The organism is Roseovarius gaetbuli (assembly GCF_900172365.1).
Classification (GTDB): domain Bacteria; phylum Pseudomonadota; class Alphaproteobacteria; order Rhodobacterales; family Rhodobacteraceae; genus Roseovarius; species Roseovarius gaetbuli.
In genome coordinates, this window is the sequence record NZ_FWFJ01000040.1 from 1 (window position 1) to 15,997 (window position 15,997).

General features: G+C 62.7%; 12 protein-coding genes, 1 tRNA gene and 1 pseudogene. 7 read left to right on the forward strand and 7 right to left on the reverse strand.

Features of this window, described 5'->3' with window-relative positions:
* Positions 1-213: 213 nt before the first annotated feature.
* From ROG8370_RS15660 to ROG8370_RS15670, 3 genes are all read right to left on the reverse strand, one after another.
* Positions 214-300 (reverse strand) — tRNA-Leu (locus tag ROG8370_RS15660).
* A 106-nt stretch (positions 301-406) separates the two neighbouring features.
* The gene (locus tag ROG8370_RS15665; RefSeq protein WP_085828118.1) at positions 407-964 is read right to left on the reverse strand and encodes a tetratricopeptide repeat protein; all 558 of its coding nucleotides are present in this window, start codon (positions 962-964) and stop codon (positions 407-409) included.
* 32 nt (positions 965-996) lie between these two features.
* Positions 997-1,476, reverse strand: a complete 480-nt coding sequence (locus tag ROG8370_RS15670; protein ID WP_085828119.1) for an Lrp/AsnC family transcriptional regulator — start codon at positions 1,474-1,476, stop codon at positions 997-999.
* Between the two features lie 105 nt (positions 1,477-1,581).
* Here ROG8370_RS15670 and putA point away from each other — a divergent pair, with 105 nt between their 5' ends.
* The 3 genes and pseudogenes from putA to ROG8370_RS15685 all read left to right on the forward strand — a co-directional run.
* Positions 1,582-5,013 (forward strand): bifunctional proline dehydrogenase/L-glutamate gamma-semialdehyde dehydrogenase PutA, encoded by a 3,432-nt coding sequence (putA, locus tag ROG8370_RS15675; RefSeq protein WP_085828120.1) that lies wholly within the window; start codon positions 1,582-1,584, stop codon positions 5,011-5,013.
* A gap of 31 nt (positions 5,014-5,044) precedes the next feature.
* The gene (locus ROG8370_RS15680) at positions 5,045-5,791 is read left to right on the forward strand and encodes a rhomboid family intramembrane serine protease (protein ID WP_085828121.1); all 747 of its coding nucleotides are present in this window, start codon (positions 5,045-5,047) and stop codon (positions 5,789-5,791) included.
* A 9-nt stretch (positions 5,792-5,800) separates the two neighbouring features.
* A pseudogene (locus ROG8370_RS15685) lies at positions 5,801-6,154 on the forward strand (GFA family protein); the annotation flags it as partial.
* Between the two features lie 57 nt (positions 6,155-6,211).
* Here the strand turns inward: ROG8370_RS15685 and ROG8370_RS15690 are convergent.
* Both ROG8370_RS15690 and ROG8370_RS15695 read right to left on the reverse strand, forming a co-directional pair.
* Positions 6,212-6,997 carry an inositol monophosphatase family protein gene (locus ROG8370_RS15690; RefSeq protein ID WP_085828123.1) on the reverse strand — a complete coding sequence of 262 codons (786 nt, stop codon included), beginning with the start codon at positions 6,995-6,997 and terminating at the stop codon, positions 6,212-6,214.
* A 101-nt stretch (positions 6,998-7,098) separates the two neighbouring features.
* The gene (locus ROG8370_RS15695; RefSeq protein WP_085828124.1) at positions 7,099-8,142 is read right to left on the reverse strand and encodes an aldo/keto reductase; all 1,044 of its coding nucleotides are present in this window, start codon (positions 8,140-8,142) and stop codon (positions 7,099-7,101) included.
* Positions 8,143-8,393: 251 nt separating this feature from the next.
* Here ROG8370_RS15695 and ROG8370_RS21040 point away from each other — a divergent pair, with 251 nt between their 5' ends.
* From ROG8370_RS21040 to metG, 4 genes are all read left to right on the forward strand, one after another.
* The gene (locus ROG8370_RS21040) at positions 8,394-10,124 is read left to right on the forward strand and encodes an ImuA family protein (protein WP_245827439.1); all 1,731 of its coding nucleotides are present in this window, start codon (positions 8,394-8,396) and stop codon (positions 10,122-10,124) included.
* Between the two features lie 33 nt (positions 10,125-10,157).
* A complete protein-coding gene (locus ROG8370_RS15705) occupies positions 10,158-10,715 on the forward strand; it encodes a YceI family protein (protein WP_085828125.1) in 558 nt (185 codons plus the stop codon).
* A gap of 79 nt (positions 10,716-10,794) precedes the next feature.
* A complete protein-coding gene (locus ROG8370_RS15710) occupies positions 10,795-12,030 on the forward strand; it encodes an MFS transporter (RefSeq protein WP_085828126.1) in 1,236 nt (411 codons plus the stop codon).
* Between the two features lie 54 nt (positions 12,031-12,084).
* Complete coding sequence (gene metG, locus ROG8370_RS15715; protein ID WP_085828127.1) at positions 12,085-13,803, forward strand: methionine--tRNA ligase; 1,719 nt, start codon at positions 12,085-12,087, stop codon at positions 13,801-13,803.
* Between the two features lie 12 nt (positions 13,804-13,815).
* On the opposite strand, the gene ROG8370_RS15720 is transcribed toward metG, so the two are convergent.
* Positions 13,816-14,895: a flavin monoamine oxidase family protein gene (locus tag ROG8370_RS15720; RefSeq protein WP_170925268.1), complete on the reverse strand. Its 1,080-nt coding sequence runs from the start codon at positions 14,893-14,895 to the stop codon at positions 13,816-13,818.
* A gap of 223 nt (positions 14,896-15,118) precedes the next feature.
* A complete protein-coding gene (locus ROG8370_RS15725; RefSeq protein ID WP_085828128.1) occupies positions 15,119-15,979 on the reverse strand; it encodes a TauD/TfdA family dioxygenase in 861 nt (286 codons plus the stop codon).
* Between the last annotated feature and the right edge of the window lie 18 nt (positions 15,980-15,997).

A 15,997-nucleotide genomic window follows, 5' to 3' on the forward strand; every position in this document is an offset into this window, starting at 1 on the left:
CCGAATAACCCTCAAAAATCCCATGTCTACCACTCCAATAGCCCCCAGCTGAATCAAGCAGGGGTAAGGTTGCACATGGGTCAATTCTCAATGACAATTTCTGCAGTTGCCGGGTCAGTTCTCAGTGACAATCAACAGGGGGGGCGCAAAGGGGGATTAATATGCAAGGTTACTGCGTATCAATCTGAATTATAAGGATAATTCATTTTCAAATGGTGCGGGCGGTGGGACTCGAACCCACACGGGCACAAGGCCCAACAGATTTTAAGTCTGGTATGTCTACCATTCCATCACGCCCGCATCAGGACGCGGCCGAAACATAGCCGCTTTCGCGCGGGTGTAAAGCGAATGCGGGTCGTCTGGCGCGGCGCGCACGCAAGCGCACGACAAGCCCCCGCCGCGCCGCCTATAATTCTTTCTCGGCCGCCTCTAACGCGCCCAGAAGGTGGCGCTCGGACAGCCATGGATTGAGCTCAAGCGCCGCACGCAGGATCAAGGCGGCCTCGCCGGGGCGCTCAAGCGCCATGAGGGTCATCGCCTGCCCGGTCATCGCCGCGATATGGCGCGGAGACAGCGCCACGGCGCGTTCAAGATTGGGCAGCGCCGCGCTGTAATCCTGCCTTATGAAATTGACAAAGGCGCGCTGATTATAGCCTTCGGCATAGGCGGGACAATAGGCCACAAGCGCATCAAAGGCGGTGACCGCCCCCTCGAAATCATAAGCGGCGCGGCGGGTCATGCCCTCATCCAGAAGGTCTTGTCCATACTCATCGGGCGCATCGGCCCAATATTGCCACATCTCATTTGAAATAATCCGGCCTGCGGTCTCATCCGGGGCGGATTGCGCCGCCGTGATGAGAGCGTTAATTTCTTGGCGATGATCGGGGGCCTCGGGGCATGTCTCGGCCGCAAGCGGTGTTGCCGCAAGCCCGATCATGCCAAGTGCCAGAACCAAATGCTTCATGAACCATTATTATGGGGCACGGCGCGGATTGGTCAAATCACATCGGAAAGAGCGTTTTCCTTGACCGCCTGCATCGCCACATAGGTCGAGGTATTGGACAGATGCGGCAGGGTCGAAATATGATCCGCCAGAACCCGGCGATAATCGCTCATGCTCTGGGTGCGGATCTTCATCAGGTAGTCGAAATTCCCGGCGATCAAATGCACCTGTTCGATCTCGGGAATCTTCGCCACCGCCGCGTTGAATTCCGCGAGCGCCGCCTCGCGGGTGTCATGCAGGCGGACCTCGACAAAGCTGACGTGATCAAGCCCAAGGCGAATCGGATCGAACAGCGCCCGATATCCGGTGATCACCCCGTCGCGTTCAAGTCGGCGCAGGCGCGCCTGCGTGGGCGATTTCGACAAGCCGATTTCGCGCGCAAGCTCGGTCACGCTTATCCGCCCGTCGCCCGCCAGAACCCTTAGAATCGCCCGGTCGAACCTATCCAGATCACTCTGTTCGTTTTGGTCCATCTTTCGCTCCAATATGATGCGTTTGACCTGATATTCATTTGTAATCGGGAAAAGTAACTTAATCAATCATGCTATCTTAGGCCATCTTAGCCAAGGGGATCCTTCATGCCATATGACACCGACATGCGCCGCGCCATTGATCTGGCAACCTATGCTGACGAAGGCGAAACCCTTGCCCGTCTGGCCGAAATCGCCGCGCTGTCCGAAGCGGACCGCAAGGCCATCTGTGCGCGTGGCGCGCAACTGGTCCGCGATATCCGCGGCCAGTCGAACCCCGGCCTGATGGAAGTGTTTCTGGCCGAATACGGTCTGTCAACCGACGAAGGCATCGCCCTGATGTGTCTGGCCGAGGCGCTCTTGCGGGTGCCCGACGCCGAAACCATCGACGCCCTCATTGAGGATAAGATCGCGCCGTCGAACTGGGGCAAGCACATGGGCCATTCAACCTCATCCTTGGTCAATGCCTCGACTTGGGCCCTGATGCTGACCGGCAAGGTTCTCAAGGAAGACGCTCCCGGCCCCGTCGGCCATCTGCGCAGCGCGATCAAACGCCTGGGCGAGCCGGTGATCCGCACCGCCGTTGCCCGCGCCATGAAGGAAATGGGCCGCCAGTTCGTTCTGGGCGAGAACATCCGCTCGGCCATGGACCGCGCCGCCAACATGGAGAAAAAGGGCTATTCCTATTCCTATGACATGCTTGGCGAGGCCGCGCGCACCGATGGCGACGCCACCCGCTATCACCTCAGCTATAGCCGCGCGATCACCGCGATTGCCGATGCCTGCACCAATGCCGATATCCGCGACAATCCGGGCATCTCGGTCAAGCTTTCGGCGCTGCATGCCCGCTATGAAGAGGCCCAGCACGACCAGGTGATGGAAATCCTCGTACCGCGTCTGCGCAGCCTCGCCCTGCTGGCGAAATCCGCCAAGATGGGCCTTAACATCGACGCCGAAGAGGCCGACCGCCTGTCGCTTTCGCTCGATGTGATCGAAGCTGTGCTTGCCGAACCCGCCCTTGCGGGCTGGGACGGGTTTGGCGTCGTGGTTCAGGCCTATGGCCACCGCGCCAGCCACGTTCTTGACCACCTTTATGGTCTGGCCACACGGCTTGATCGCAAGATCATGGTCCGCCTCGTAAAGGGCGCCTATTGGGACACCGAGATCAAGCGCGCCCAGGTCGAGGGCATCGAGGGCTTTCCGGTCTTCACCTCGAAGGCCGCCACCGATGTCAGCTATATCGCCAATGCCCGCAAGCTCCTGTCGATGACCGACCGGATCTATCCGCAATTCGCCACCCATAACGCCCATACCGCCGCTGCCATTCTGGAAATGGCCACCGACAAATCGACCTTCGAATTCCAGCGTCTGCACGGCATGGGCGAGGCCCTGCACGACATCATCCTCAAGGCCGAGAAGACCCGCTGTCGCATCTATGCGCCGGTTGGCGCGCATCGCGATCTGCTGGCCTATCTGGTGCGTCGCCTTTTGGAAAACGGCGCCAACTCAAGCTTTGTGAACCAGATCGTCGACGAAGAGGTCGCCCCCGAGGTGGTCGCGCGCGATCCGTTTGACGCGATCAACGATCCGCCCGCCGATCTGGCGACCGGCCCTGACCTGTTTCAGCCAGAGCGCCCCAATTCGCGCGGCTTTGATCTCCACCACCGCCCCACGCTTGACGCGGTGCTCAAAGCGCGCGACGCCTTTGCCACCCATAACTGGAGTGCGACCGCACTTGTCGCGGACAAGGCAAAGGGCAACGCGCCAGTGCGCGTCGACAACCCCGCCGACCCCGCCGACAGCCCCGGCACCGTCACCCCCGCAAGCGCCGCCGAGATCGAAACCGCCCTGTCGTCGGCCCGCCCATGGGATGCCGCCCCGGCCGAGCGCGCCAAGGTTCTGAACAAGGTCGCCGACCTCTACGAGGAAAACTTTGGCGAGATTTTCGCCATCCTGTCGCGCGAAGCCGGCAAATCCATCCCCGATGCCGTCGCCGAACTGCGCGAAGCGGTGGATTTCCTGCGCTATTACGCCGCCAACGCTCCGGAGGCCCCGGCGGTTGGCACCTTCACCTGTATCTCGCCGTGGAACTTCCCGCTGGCGATCTTCAGCGGCCAGATCGCGGCGGCCCTTGCCACGGGTAACGCGGTTCTATCGAAACCCGCCGAGCAGACCCCGATCATCGCCCATCTGGCGATCTCGCTGATGCACAAGGCCGGCGTGCCCGAAACCGCGCTTCAGCTTTTGCCCGGTGCGGGCGATGTTGGCGCCGCGCTCACCTCTGACGCACGCGTCGGCGGGGTGGCCTTTACCGGCTCGACCAGCACGGCGATGAAAATCCGCGCTGCCATGGCCGAAAACCTCGCCCCCGGCGCGCCGCTGATTGCCGAAACCGGCGGTCTCAATGCGATGATCGTCGATTCCACCGCCCTGCCCGAACAGGCGGTGCAGGCGATTGTTGAATCCGCCTTTCAATCGGCTGGTCAACGCTGTTCCGCGCTGCGCTGTCTTTATGTGCAGGAAGACATCGCCGAGGATTTCATCAAGATGCTCAAGGGCGCGATGGATGTGCTTTGCGTCGGCTCTCCCTGGCATATCTCGACCGATTGCGGCCCGGTGATTGACGAAACCGCGCGTTCGGGGATTGCCGACCACATCCAGAAAGCGCGCGCCGAAGGCCGTCTGATGCACGAGCTGATGACGCCGAATGTCGGCACCTTCATCGCCCCCAGCCTGATCAGCGTTGGCGGCATCGAAGACCTTGAGCGCGAAATCTTTGGCCCGGTTCTGCATCTGGCAACCTTCAAGGCCAAGCATCTTGACCGGGTGATTGATGCGATCAACGCCACCGGTTATGGGCTGACCTTTGGCCTGATGACGCGGATCGATGACCGCGTGCAACACGTGACCGAGCGGATGCATGTCGGCAACATCTATGTCAACCGCAACCAGATCGGCGCCATCGTCGGCAGCCAACCCTTTGGCGGTGAAGGGCTTTCTGGGACTGGCCCCAAGGCCGGCGGGCCGCATTACCTGACCCGATATACCGCGCGCCCGGCAACCGCGGTCGATGCCGAATGGTCCGGCGCAATGGCAACCAAGGACGCACAGACCGCCCTTGAGCGCACCAACGCCGTGCCCGGCACACCGCGCCAGGACATCATTTTGCCCGGACCGACCGGCGAGTCCAACCGCCTGACCACCCGCGTGCGCCCTGCGCTGTTGTGTATGGGGCCGGGGGCCAAGGCCACCGCAGAACAGGCCAAGGCGGTCACCGATCTCGGCGGCGTCGCGGTTCAGGCCACAGGCGCGATTGACCCCGAAGCACTCGTGTCTCTTGCTGGGCTTTCGGGCGCGATCTGGTGGGGCGATGCCGATACCGCCCGCGCCTATGCCCTCGCACTCAGCAAACGCGAGGGGCCGATCATGCCGCTGATCACTGGCATGCCCGACACCGGCCACGCCCTGCACGAGCGCCACGTCTGTGTCGATACAACGGCGGCGGGCGGCAACGCCGAACTCCTGGGCGGCATGGCTTGACCTTACCACGGCATGGGGCCAACGTGGCCCCATGTTCCCGATCCGCGACCACAACCCCTCGGGGCGCACGCCCTATGTGACCTATGCGCTGATTGCCCTCAACGTGGTGATCTATCTGGGCTATTGGCCGCTGTTCAGCGATGCGCGCGCGCTCAATCTGTTCTTTTACGATTGGGCCATGATCCCGGCGCGCGTCACACAGGCCCGCGAATATTCGGGCCTTCTGACCTCGATATTCCTGCACGGTGGGATCATGCACCTCGTCGGCAACATGCTGTTCTTGTGGATCTTTGGTGACAACATGGAGGATCGGATGGGCCACCTGCCCTATCTCGCATTCTACCTCGCTTGCGGTGTGGGCGCGAGCCTTGCGCAGGTGGCCGCAGAGCCCGCCTCAATGGTTCCCACCGTCGGGGCCTCGGGGGCGATTGCGGGGGTGATGGGGGGGTATCTTTTGCTGTTTCCGCGCGCTCGGGTGGATATCCTGATCATCTTCATCGTGTTCTTCCGCATCATCACCATTCCCGCCGCGATCCTTCTGGTGCTGTGGTTCGCGATCCAGCTCTTTAGCGGCATCGGCGCAGACCTGAGCAACGGCGGCGTCGCCTATTGGGCACATGCGGGCGGCTTCGCGATCGGTGGTGCCCTGACCGTGCCTGTGTTCCTTCGCCTTGGCGGACGGCGCTTCTGGAATGTGACGCACGGCCAGCCGCCCAATCCCGAAGCACGCTATGCCTATCGGCGCACATCCATTCCCCGCGTGAGGCCCCGAAAATGACCCCCCCACAAAGCCAGCTGCCACTGCGGCGCAGTCGAACTGCGCGTGACGCTCTCTGAAGGACTGGCAAGCGCGCGCCGCTGCGATTTCAGCTTTTGCCGCAGACGTGGCGCCGCTGCGGTCACGGCCCCGCTTTCCGGGCTCAAGGTGACCAAAGGCGCCGAAAACCTGACACTTTATCAATGGGGGACAGGCACCGCGAAACACTATTTCTGCAAAACCTGCGGGATTTACACCCACCATCAGCGCCGCTCGAATCCGAACGAATATGGCGTCAACCTTGGCGCATTGGAGGGGGTCAACCCGCGCGACCTCGGCAACATCGGCTGGGTCGACGGGATCAATCACCCCTCAGACACCTGACTTCTTCTTGGCATAAATACTCATCCAAGAAAATTCGACGAATTTTCTTGACCCGCCTCAGCCGCGGATCACACCGGCGAACTTGTCGAAGATCGCCTCGTTGCCACAGATCACCTCGCCATCGGCAAGAATGTCGCCACCCTTGCACAGCGGCTCGATGAACCCGCCGGCTTCGCGCACGATCACGATACCTGCCGCCATATCCCAAGCATTCAAGCGCCGCTCCCAGAAGCCATCATACCGCCCGGCCGCCACATAGGCCATGTCAAGCGCCGCCGAACCCCACCGCCGCACACCGGCGCAGGTCGGCATTATCCGCGCCAGATCCTGAAGCGTTTCCGGCAGATCGGCACGCCCGCCAAACGGCAGGCCCGTGGCAAAGATCGACTCGATCATCTTGCCGCGCCCCGACACCCGCAGGCGGCTTTCATTCAGCCAGGCGCCGGCGCCCTTTTCGGCAAAGAATGCCTCGTCCTTGGCCGCATCATAGATCACGCCGGCAACAATCTCGCCCTTGTGCTCAAGCGCGATCGAGACCGCCCAATGCGGCAGGCCATGCAGGAAGTTCGTGGTCCCGTCGAGCGGGTCGACGATCCAGCGCCGGGTCGGATCGGTGCCCTCTTCGCCGCCGCCCTCTTCGGCCAGCCAGCCATAAGTCGGGCGCGCGCCCATCAGCTCGGTCTTGATGATCTTTTCGGCGGCGATATCGGCGCGGCTGACGAAGTCGCCGGCACCTTTCATCGACACCTGAAGGTTCTCGACCTCGCGGAAATCCTTGGCCAATGCCCGCCCCGCTTTGCGCGCGGCTTTCAGCATGACGTTGAGATTGGCACTACCTACCATTGCGACGGCTCCTTTTGGGTCAGGCCGCGCGTATACGCCGCAAGAGCGCGCCACACAAGGGGGCGGCGACCCAAACCGGCCAAAGCCCCCCGCCACCGTGCCTAATAGGGCATCGGGTGCTCTTTATGCGCCACCTCGATCTCTTCAAGCACCTCGTCGCTGAGCGTAATATCCCCCGCCCCAAGCGCGATCTCAAGCTGGTCTGGCGTGGTCGCCCCAAATATCGCGGAACACATGAACGGCCGCGTCAGACACCAGGCAAGCGCCATCTGCGAGGGATCAAGCCCGTGCTTTTGCGCAATCCCGAGATAGGCGTCGACAGCGGCAAAGGCGCGCTCGGTCTTGCGCCCGCCCAAATCCCCGTTGATCGCCATCCGCGACCCACCGGGCACCACGCCGCCCTGATATTTGCCCGTGAGAAACCCCGCCGCCAGCGGCGAGAACGCCAAAAGGCCGACATCCTCGTTCACGCTCAGCTCGGCCAGATCGGTATCATAGAGCCGACACATCAGCGAATATTCGTTCTGGATCGTGGCCGCCCTTGGCCCATGCCCGGCCCCGGCCAGACGAAGCCATTGCGCCGTGCCCCAGGCACTTTCATTGGAGAGGCCGAAATGCCGGATCGTGCCGCGCTCGACCTCGCGCTGTAACGCCTCAAGCGCCTCTTGCATATGCGTAAGGGTCTCTTCGCGGTTCTGCCCCGAGGGATCGAACCGCCAGTTCTTGCGAAACATATAGCTGCCCCGGTTGGGCCAGTGGAACTGGTAAAGATCAATGCAATCGGTCTTGAGCCGCCGCAACGAGCCCTCGATCGCCTGCGGAATCGTTTTGGCCGAAATCGGCGCGCCGTCGCGAGCGTGCTTGAAGCCTTCGCCGGAATGCTTGGTGGCAAGGATCACGTCACCGCGCCGCCCGCTGCGGGCAAACCACTCGCCGATGATCTCTTCGGTGCGCCCGGTGGTCTCCCCCGAAATCGGCGTGGTCGGATACATCTCAGCGGTGTCGATGAAATTCACCCCGCGCTCAAGCGCGCGATCAATCTGGGCATGGCCCTCTTGCAGGGTGTTTTGCGTCCCCCAGGTCATCGAGCCAAGGCACAGCGCACTGACGTTAAGGCCGGTACGGCCAAGCGGTTTCATCTTCATCACAAATCCCCTGTCTTTTGCCGCGCCACCCTAGCCACCCCGGCCCCAAGCGCAATGCTTTCCCTTGCGCCGCGCGATCACACCGGGCAGGTTCACCCCATCAGGGTGAGGTATCGCGTGCGCCATGACAAATCTGAACGCTCCTGGGTCTGGGTCTAAAACCCGCTGAGCCTTGAAAAAGGTCAGGGCTCTGTCTTGGTCGTGACCGAGACCCTCGCTATGTGATGTGGTGGACCTATGAGAAGAACCGGATGTCCGATCATTCACCGACCGGCTGGCGCGTGGCCCTGATAATGTTAGTGGCGGCGGCCCTCAGCGGTGGCCTCACCTACGTCTTGGCCAGCCATTGGCTTGTCGGGTTAACGGGCTGGCCGCTGTTCTGGCGCAGCGCCCTGCTCGGCCTGCTGGCTATGAATTTATCACTCGCGGGAGCGGGAGCGGGAGCGGGAGCGATAGCGGGAGCGGGAGTGCTCGGCCCCGGTTTCGCAATCGGAACCTATCTGCGCGCCCTGTTCACACGGCTCTCCGCCACCTTGCGGTTTTTACCCGCAGGGATGGCCCGCTTTCCTCGAAACTGGTCGGATCTCGCGCTGCGGACCGATCTCCGCAGCCCGCCAGAGCTTATCCCGGCCATGTCTGCGAATAGTCTTTTTCACACCGCAAATCTGGTTGAGCGCCTCAGAACAGGAAGTATGCTTGAACGAGTCTCTTTCGCAATCCTCCTCTTTATCCTCTACGCCCCCACCTATCTCTTTCGCCTCACGCTCAAAACCTCGGCCTGGGCCTATTTCTGGCTGATCTCGCTGGCCTCTGCCCCGCGCGCGGTGAAAAACCCCGACGGCACGCTGATCTGGGATCACTGGCAGGGCAAATCACCGGCAAGCTACTTTAGCCTGATCCTCGCCTTTGCCACCCTTGGCTTTTACGCCCTGCGCCTGTTCTCGCCCGAGCTTTTCATCCTGACCACGCAGGCCACCGGCGGTGAAGGTCTGCCCAATGACCTGCCGCGGCTTCTGGCCAGCCTTGATCTGTCGCGGCTCTATATCCGGGATGCGCTTCCGCTGGCCTCAGCCCTGCTTGCTGCGGGCTCGTTCTGGCATGCCCGTACCCTGCATTGGCGGGTCGATGTGCGCGGGGTGGAGCACCCCGGGCATGCGCGGCTCAAGTTGCTTTACGGTTTGGGCAAGCTGCGCAGCGCCTGCACCTGTGCCACGATTACGCTGATCCTTGTGGTGACGATGGGCCTGTTCCATGACACCTGTCGCCTGCCGCCCGCCCTGTCGGTCGGGATGGCGCATATCTATGGCGCGGCCCCCACCTGCCCGCGCTCAGGATCGCGCCACGAAGGATTGAGAACAAATGACGAACATGCTAGTCTTGAGCCCATGACAACCGCCCTTCTCAACCGCCAATCCCATCGCCCACCCCCGGCCCTGACGGTGCTGGGCGACCTGACCCTGACACTGGCGCGGCTGCATGAGGGCTGCGGCCCGGCGCGGTATACCTTTGCGATGCTGGTGGCGGCGGCCAGCGAGGGGTTGGTCCTGTGGATCGCGCCCACATGGCAGAGTGATCAGCCGAATCCCGACGGCATGAGCCCGCTGGTCGGGCCCGAGCGGTTCTTGTTCGCGGCCCCGCAGCGGCGCGAGGATCTGCTGTGGTGCATGGAAGAGGCCCTGCGCAGCGGCGCGGTGCCGCTGGTGGTGGCCGACCTGCCGCAGCTCCCCGGCCTGACGGCGGTGCGCCGGTTGCATCTTGCCGCCGAGGCCGGCGCGGCGCGCGGCAACGGACGGCCGCTTGGCCTTATCCTGACGCCTGAAGATGGCGGCGCGCCGGGGGTGGAAACCCGCTGGTTCATGGCCCCCGCCCATGACGCCAATAACACCGCATGGCGGCTTGAGCGGCGCCGCGCACGCACCGCGCCGCCCGCCTGTTGGCGGCTCACCGGGGCGCCGGGCGCATGGCAAGTGACGCAAACGTGACATCCATTACGCCCCCGGCGGCCTATATCCTTGATGATGTATCGCATTGCCCTTTTGTTGTGTCTGATCGCCGGCCTCGCAACAGCCGCCCCGCGACCCTATAGCCTGAACACAGCCCGCTCGACGGTGGGCTTCACCTATGGGTTTGGCGAGGCACTCAAAAAGGGCGAGATGCCGGTCAAATCCGCAAGTATGCAGATTGACCTCAAAAATGTTTCGGCCAGCCATATCGACGTCGACCTTGATGCCAGGGGCGCCAGGGCCGGGTTTTTCTTTGCCACCCAGGCGATGAAAGGCCCCGAGGTTCTCGACACGGCCCGCTTTCCCACCATCCGCTTCAAATCGACCCGGATCACCGGCAGCCTGCTAAAGGCCACCGTCAGGGGCGATCTGACAGTGCGCGGCATCACCCGGCCCGTGACGCTTAACGCCGCACTTTACCGTCAACGCGGCACCGACCCCGATGACCTTGATAATCTGACCGTTTTGCTGACCGGCGCGATCAACCGCTCGGCCTTTGGCGCCAGCGGGTTTTCAAACTATGTCGGCGACCGGATCGGATTGCGCATCATCGCGCGGATCGAAAAGTAGCCCCGCCTGCGAAAAACGACGCCAAACTGTCGAAAAAGACCGAGGCCCGCGCGAAGCGGGCTGACATGGTAAAGGCGTAATGCGCGTCATAATCTCCTTTGCGGCCCTCTTTTTGTCGGTCATCCTGCTTCAGCTGTCGACCGGGGGCGTTGGCCCGCTGGATGCGCTGTCGGGACTGACGCTTGATTTCACCACGGCGCAGATCGGCATGCTGGGATCGGCGCATTTTGTCGGCTTCTTCATCGGCTGCTGGTTCGCGCCGCGCCTGATGGGAAGCATCGGCCATTCGCGCGCCTTTGCCGCCTTTACCTCGGCCGGGGCAATCGGGCTTTTGGCGCATATGCTGGTGATTGATCCCTATGCCTGGGCGGTGATGCGGGTTGCCTCTGGGCTATGTGTGGCGGGCTGTTACACGGTGATCGAGGCCTGGCTTCAGGCCAAGGTCACCAACGAGACGCGCGGGCGCACCATGGGCATTTACCGGGTGGCCGATATGGGGGCCTCACTGATGGCGCAAATGCTGATCAGCGTGCTCGCGCCCGCCTCTTACGTGTCCTACAACCTGCTGGCGATGCTGTGTTGCGCCGCGCTTTTGCCCCTGACCCTGAGCCGTCTGCGCGAGCCGGAAACGCCTGATGCGCCACGCCTGCGCCCGATGCTGTTGATCGCCTGTTCGCCGCTGGCCGCCGCCGGGGTGTTGGTCGCGGCGCTCTCAAGTGCGTCGTTCCGGATGATCGGCCCGCTTTACGGCCAGCAGGTCGGCCTTGCCGTGGATCAGATCGCGGGCTTTCTGGCGGTCTTCGTTCTGGGCGGGGCCGTGGCGCAATACCCGGTCGGCTGGCTGGCGGATCGCTATGACCGCCGCTGGGTTCTGATCGGCCTGTCGCTTGCCGCCATCCTCAGCAGCGTGATGACCGCCGCCACCCATGACCTTGATACCTTCGGCATCCTGTTGACCGCGTTCTTCTTTGGCATGACCACCTTTCCGATCTATTCGGTGAGCGCCGCGCATGCCCATGATTTTGCCCAAGCCCATGAGCGGGTCGAGCTTTCCGCCGCACTGATGTTCTTTTTCGCCCTTGGCGCCATCGCCGCCCCGCTCATGGCCTCGACCCTGATCGAACACTATGGCCCGCCCGCAATGTTCGTCATGATCGCCGCAGGGCATGCCGTTCTGGTGGTCTTTGGCCTGATCCGGATGCGGATGCGTCCTGGCGCCGAACGGCGCACCGCCTATGTCTGGGCGCCGCGCACCTCGTTCCTGATTGGTCGCCTGACGGGGCGCAGTCGCGACAAACCTGAGAACCGGCGCTAGAACTGCCTGCAAAGACGCGCTAAAGGAGGCTCAAACCTTCAAGGGGCAAGTATCATGGCACGGCATCTGATCACATCGGCGATTCCCTATATCAACGGGATCAAACACCTTGGCAATCTGGTCGGAAGCCAGCTTCCGGCCGATCTTTTTGCCCGTTTCCAGCGCAGCCGCGGCAACGAGGTGCTGTTTCTCTGCGCCACCGACGAGCATGGCACCCCGGCCGAATTGGCCGCCGCCAAGGCGGGCAAGCCGGTGGCCGAGTATTGCGCCGAAATGCACGCCGTTCAGGCCGAGATCGCCAAGGGCTTCGGTCTGAGCTTTGATCACTTTGGCCGCTCGTCGAGCCCGCAGAACCACACCCTGACCCAGCATCTTGCCGGCAAACTCTACGAGGCGGGGTTGATCGAGGAAGTCACCGAAAAACAGGTCTATTCCAACGCCGACAAACGTTTTTTGCCGGATCGCTATATCGAGGGCACCTGCCCCAATTGCGGGTACGACAAGGCGCGCGGCGATCAATGCGAGAATTGCACCAAACAGCTTGATCCGACCGACCTTATCGACCCGCGTTCGGCGATTTCCGGCTCGACCGATCTTGAGGTGCGCGAAACCAAGCACCTGTTCCTGCGCCAGAGCCAGATGCGCGAGCGCCTCAGCGCCTGGATCGACACCAAGACCGACTGGCCGATCCTGACCACCTCGATTGCGCGCAAATGGCTCAACGATGGCGACGGGCTTCAGGATCGCGGTATCACCCGCGATCTCGATTGGGGCATTCCGGTCAAACGCGGCACCGAGGACTGGCCGGGGATGGAGGGCAAGGTGTTCTACGTCTGGTTCGACGCGCCGATCGAATACATCGCCTGTGCCGGCGAATGGGCCGAGGCCAACGGGCTGGACGATGCCGCTTGGGAACGCTGGTGGCGCACCGAGCGCGGCGCCGATGACGTGCGCTATACCCAGTTCATGGGCAAGGACAACGTGCCGTTCCACACGCTTGGGTTTCCGGCCACGATCATGGGCTCGGGCGAGGATTGGAAGCTTGTCGACTACATCAAGAGCTTCAACTATCTCAACTATGACGGCGGCCAGTTTTCGACCAGCCAGGGGCGCGGCGTGTTCATGGATCAGGCGCTTGAAATCCTGCCTGCCGATTACTGGCGCTGGTGGCTTTTGTCCCATGCGCCCGAAAGCTCGGACAGCGAATTCACCTGGGAAAACTTTCAGGCCTCGGTCAACAAGGATCTGGCCGATGTGCTTGGCAATTTCGTCAGCCGCGTCACCAAGTTCTGCCGCTCGAAGTTTGGCGAAGAGGTGCCCGCCGGTGGCGCCTATGGCCCTGATGAGGCCGCCCTGATCGAGCGGCTGAACACGCGGGTGCGCGAATACGAGGGCCATATGGACGCGATGGAGGTGCGCAAATCCGCCGCCGCCCTGCGTGCGATCTGGGTTGAGGGCAATGAGTATCTGCAAAACGCCGCGCCCTGGTCGACCTTCAAGGACAACCCCGAACAGGCGGCGATGCAAATCCGCCTCGCGCTTAACCTGATCCGGTTTTACGCGGTGCTGAGCACGCCGTTCATTCCCGATGCCGCCGCCAGCATGCTGGCTGCGATGCACACCGAAGATGACAGCTGGCCCGACGACATCGGCGCGGCGCTTGAGACCTTCGCGCCGGGCCATGCCTTCACAGTGCCCGAGGTTCTGTTTTCCAAGATCACTGACGAAGCGCGCGAAGACTGGCAAAGCCGGTTTTCCGGTCAGCGCAGCTAAACGCAACTGCGCTCAGAGGGTGGCAAGCACCCTCTGAGCGGCCCTTTCCCCGGCTAAAAACGCGCCCTCGATAAGGCCGGTGCTTTGCTCGGCGCTCTCTGACACCGCAAGCCATAACCGCCCATCCAGATGCCCGGCGCGTAAGGTTTCGGGGCCGATCTCGGGATGCTCGGGCGGCCTTGCCAGATCAAGCGCGCTGCAAGTCAGCGGCTCTTGCGCCCAATCCTTGATCACAAGCTCTGTTGGCGCGCCCGCCTTTGGCCCAAAGCAGCGCGCAAGCTGATCCAGAATGGCCGCGCGCAGACCCTCGGGATCACCGGCGCGTTCCGCCGCACCAATGCCGACAAAGCCGAACACCGCCCCTACAGAACCAGACGCAGGCGTATGGTCATGCACCTCGACCAAAGGCCCGGCGCGGCTTGCCACCCGCCCCGACAATCCAGCCTCGCGCCAGAACGGGCGCGGGTAAACCGCCACCGCCTTGGCCTGTTGCGCCATCCACGTGGGCGCCGCGCGCATCGCCGCTTCAAGGGGCGGCGCGAGACCCGCAATCGCGATGCTCTCAAGCGTGCCGCGCAGCGGCGTGGCAAGCACCACGCGGCGCGCCACATAGGCCCGGCCCTCTGTGGTGATCACCCTCAAAGCGCCCCCATCCGCCGCGACCTCGACCACCTTGGCATTGGTTAGGATGCTCTGCGGATCAAGCCGCGCCGCAAGGGCGTCAATGATCGCGCTTGGCCCGCCCACGAGACGCGAAATGCCGTCCTGCCCGATCAGCGGATGCCGACGCGGCGGCCCGCCAAAGCCGTCAAGAATACCGTCGCCCGCGTCATGCTGTGTGAAGGGCACAAGCGCGAGCCGATCCATCCAGCGCGCGACCACCGGCTGCCAGCGGGGCCAGACCCATGTCGGCCCGAGATCGCCAAGCACCGCGCCGTCGCCATCACGCAGCGCCTGAACGCGCCCGCCAATCCCGGCGCTGCCCTCAAGCACAACGACCCGCGCGCCGCCCTCTTGCAGACAAAGCGCAGCCGTCAGCCCGGCAATTCCCGCGCCGATCACCAGAACGTCGATGTCACGATCCTTGGCCATGCTGCCCCTCTTGCCGCCATACCCGTCCCGGGCCTTTGGGTTAGACCGGGGCGGCGCGAAAATGGCAAGCCATGACGCGCGGGCAATCGGTGTGCCTTAAACGGAAAACGGCGACACCCAAGGATGCCGCCGCTCCTGCAACACTGCCCCGAAAGGGCAATCACTCGCTAAAAGACAAGACCGAGCTTGTTGGTACGCCACGACCAGACAAAATGTGGCGCGATCAAAGATTGCCCATCCCGATAAACAGCTGGCGATTGGCGTCGACAATCGCGCGACGGCCATGCATCACCCGCGTGTTGTCGAGAATGGCCACGTCGCCATCCTGCCAGTTGATTTCATGCGTCACGCTTTCGGCGACCTCGCGCAGCTCTTCGATCTCGTCGCTGCTCACCTCTTCACCATCATCAAAGACATAGCGCGGCGGCTCGTAATTATGCGAGGGCCCAAGCACCGCATTGGCGAATGCCGCACCGCCCGAGAGGGTCGAGCCCCGCACCGGGTTGATCGTCAGGCTGTAATCAAGCGAGCCATCCTCGCGCAAAGCGAAATCCTGATTGGGCACGGCGGCCTTGAACTCGAGAATATGGCGCTCGGTCACCTCTTCGGGGCGGCTGATGGCGGGGTGTTCATTGGCAAGATACCGCTTCCAGAGCGCCTCGGGCAGGTTGCGTTTGACGGTGATTGGCCGACTCCAGCGAGCGCGGCGTTTCTCGTCAAAGCGCGCCAGAACAGAGCGCCCGTCGCAGATCGTGGTCTGGCTTCCCTCAAACGCCGCGCGCGGGCTAAAGAAGGCGACGATATCGGGGCAAACCGGCGTATTGCCGTTCTCGATATGAAGCCCGATCGGGCCAAGCCCGGCATCCACCTTCTGGGTGTTTTCCTCGGATTGATCGCGCGCCGGATCAAAGGTGATCTTGGCACAGAGCCGCGCGCTGAGCGCGCTGAACCGTGTCATGTCCACATCATAGCCGCGCAGCAGGGTCCAGCCATCCTGGGCAAGCTGACCTCGGATCGTTGTGATGGTGGCATCATCAATCGTGTCACACCCCGAACGGTCCGGGCGCAGGATATTATAGTGCATCAGTCGTGCCTTTCGTCT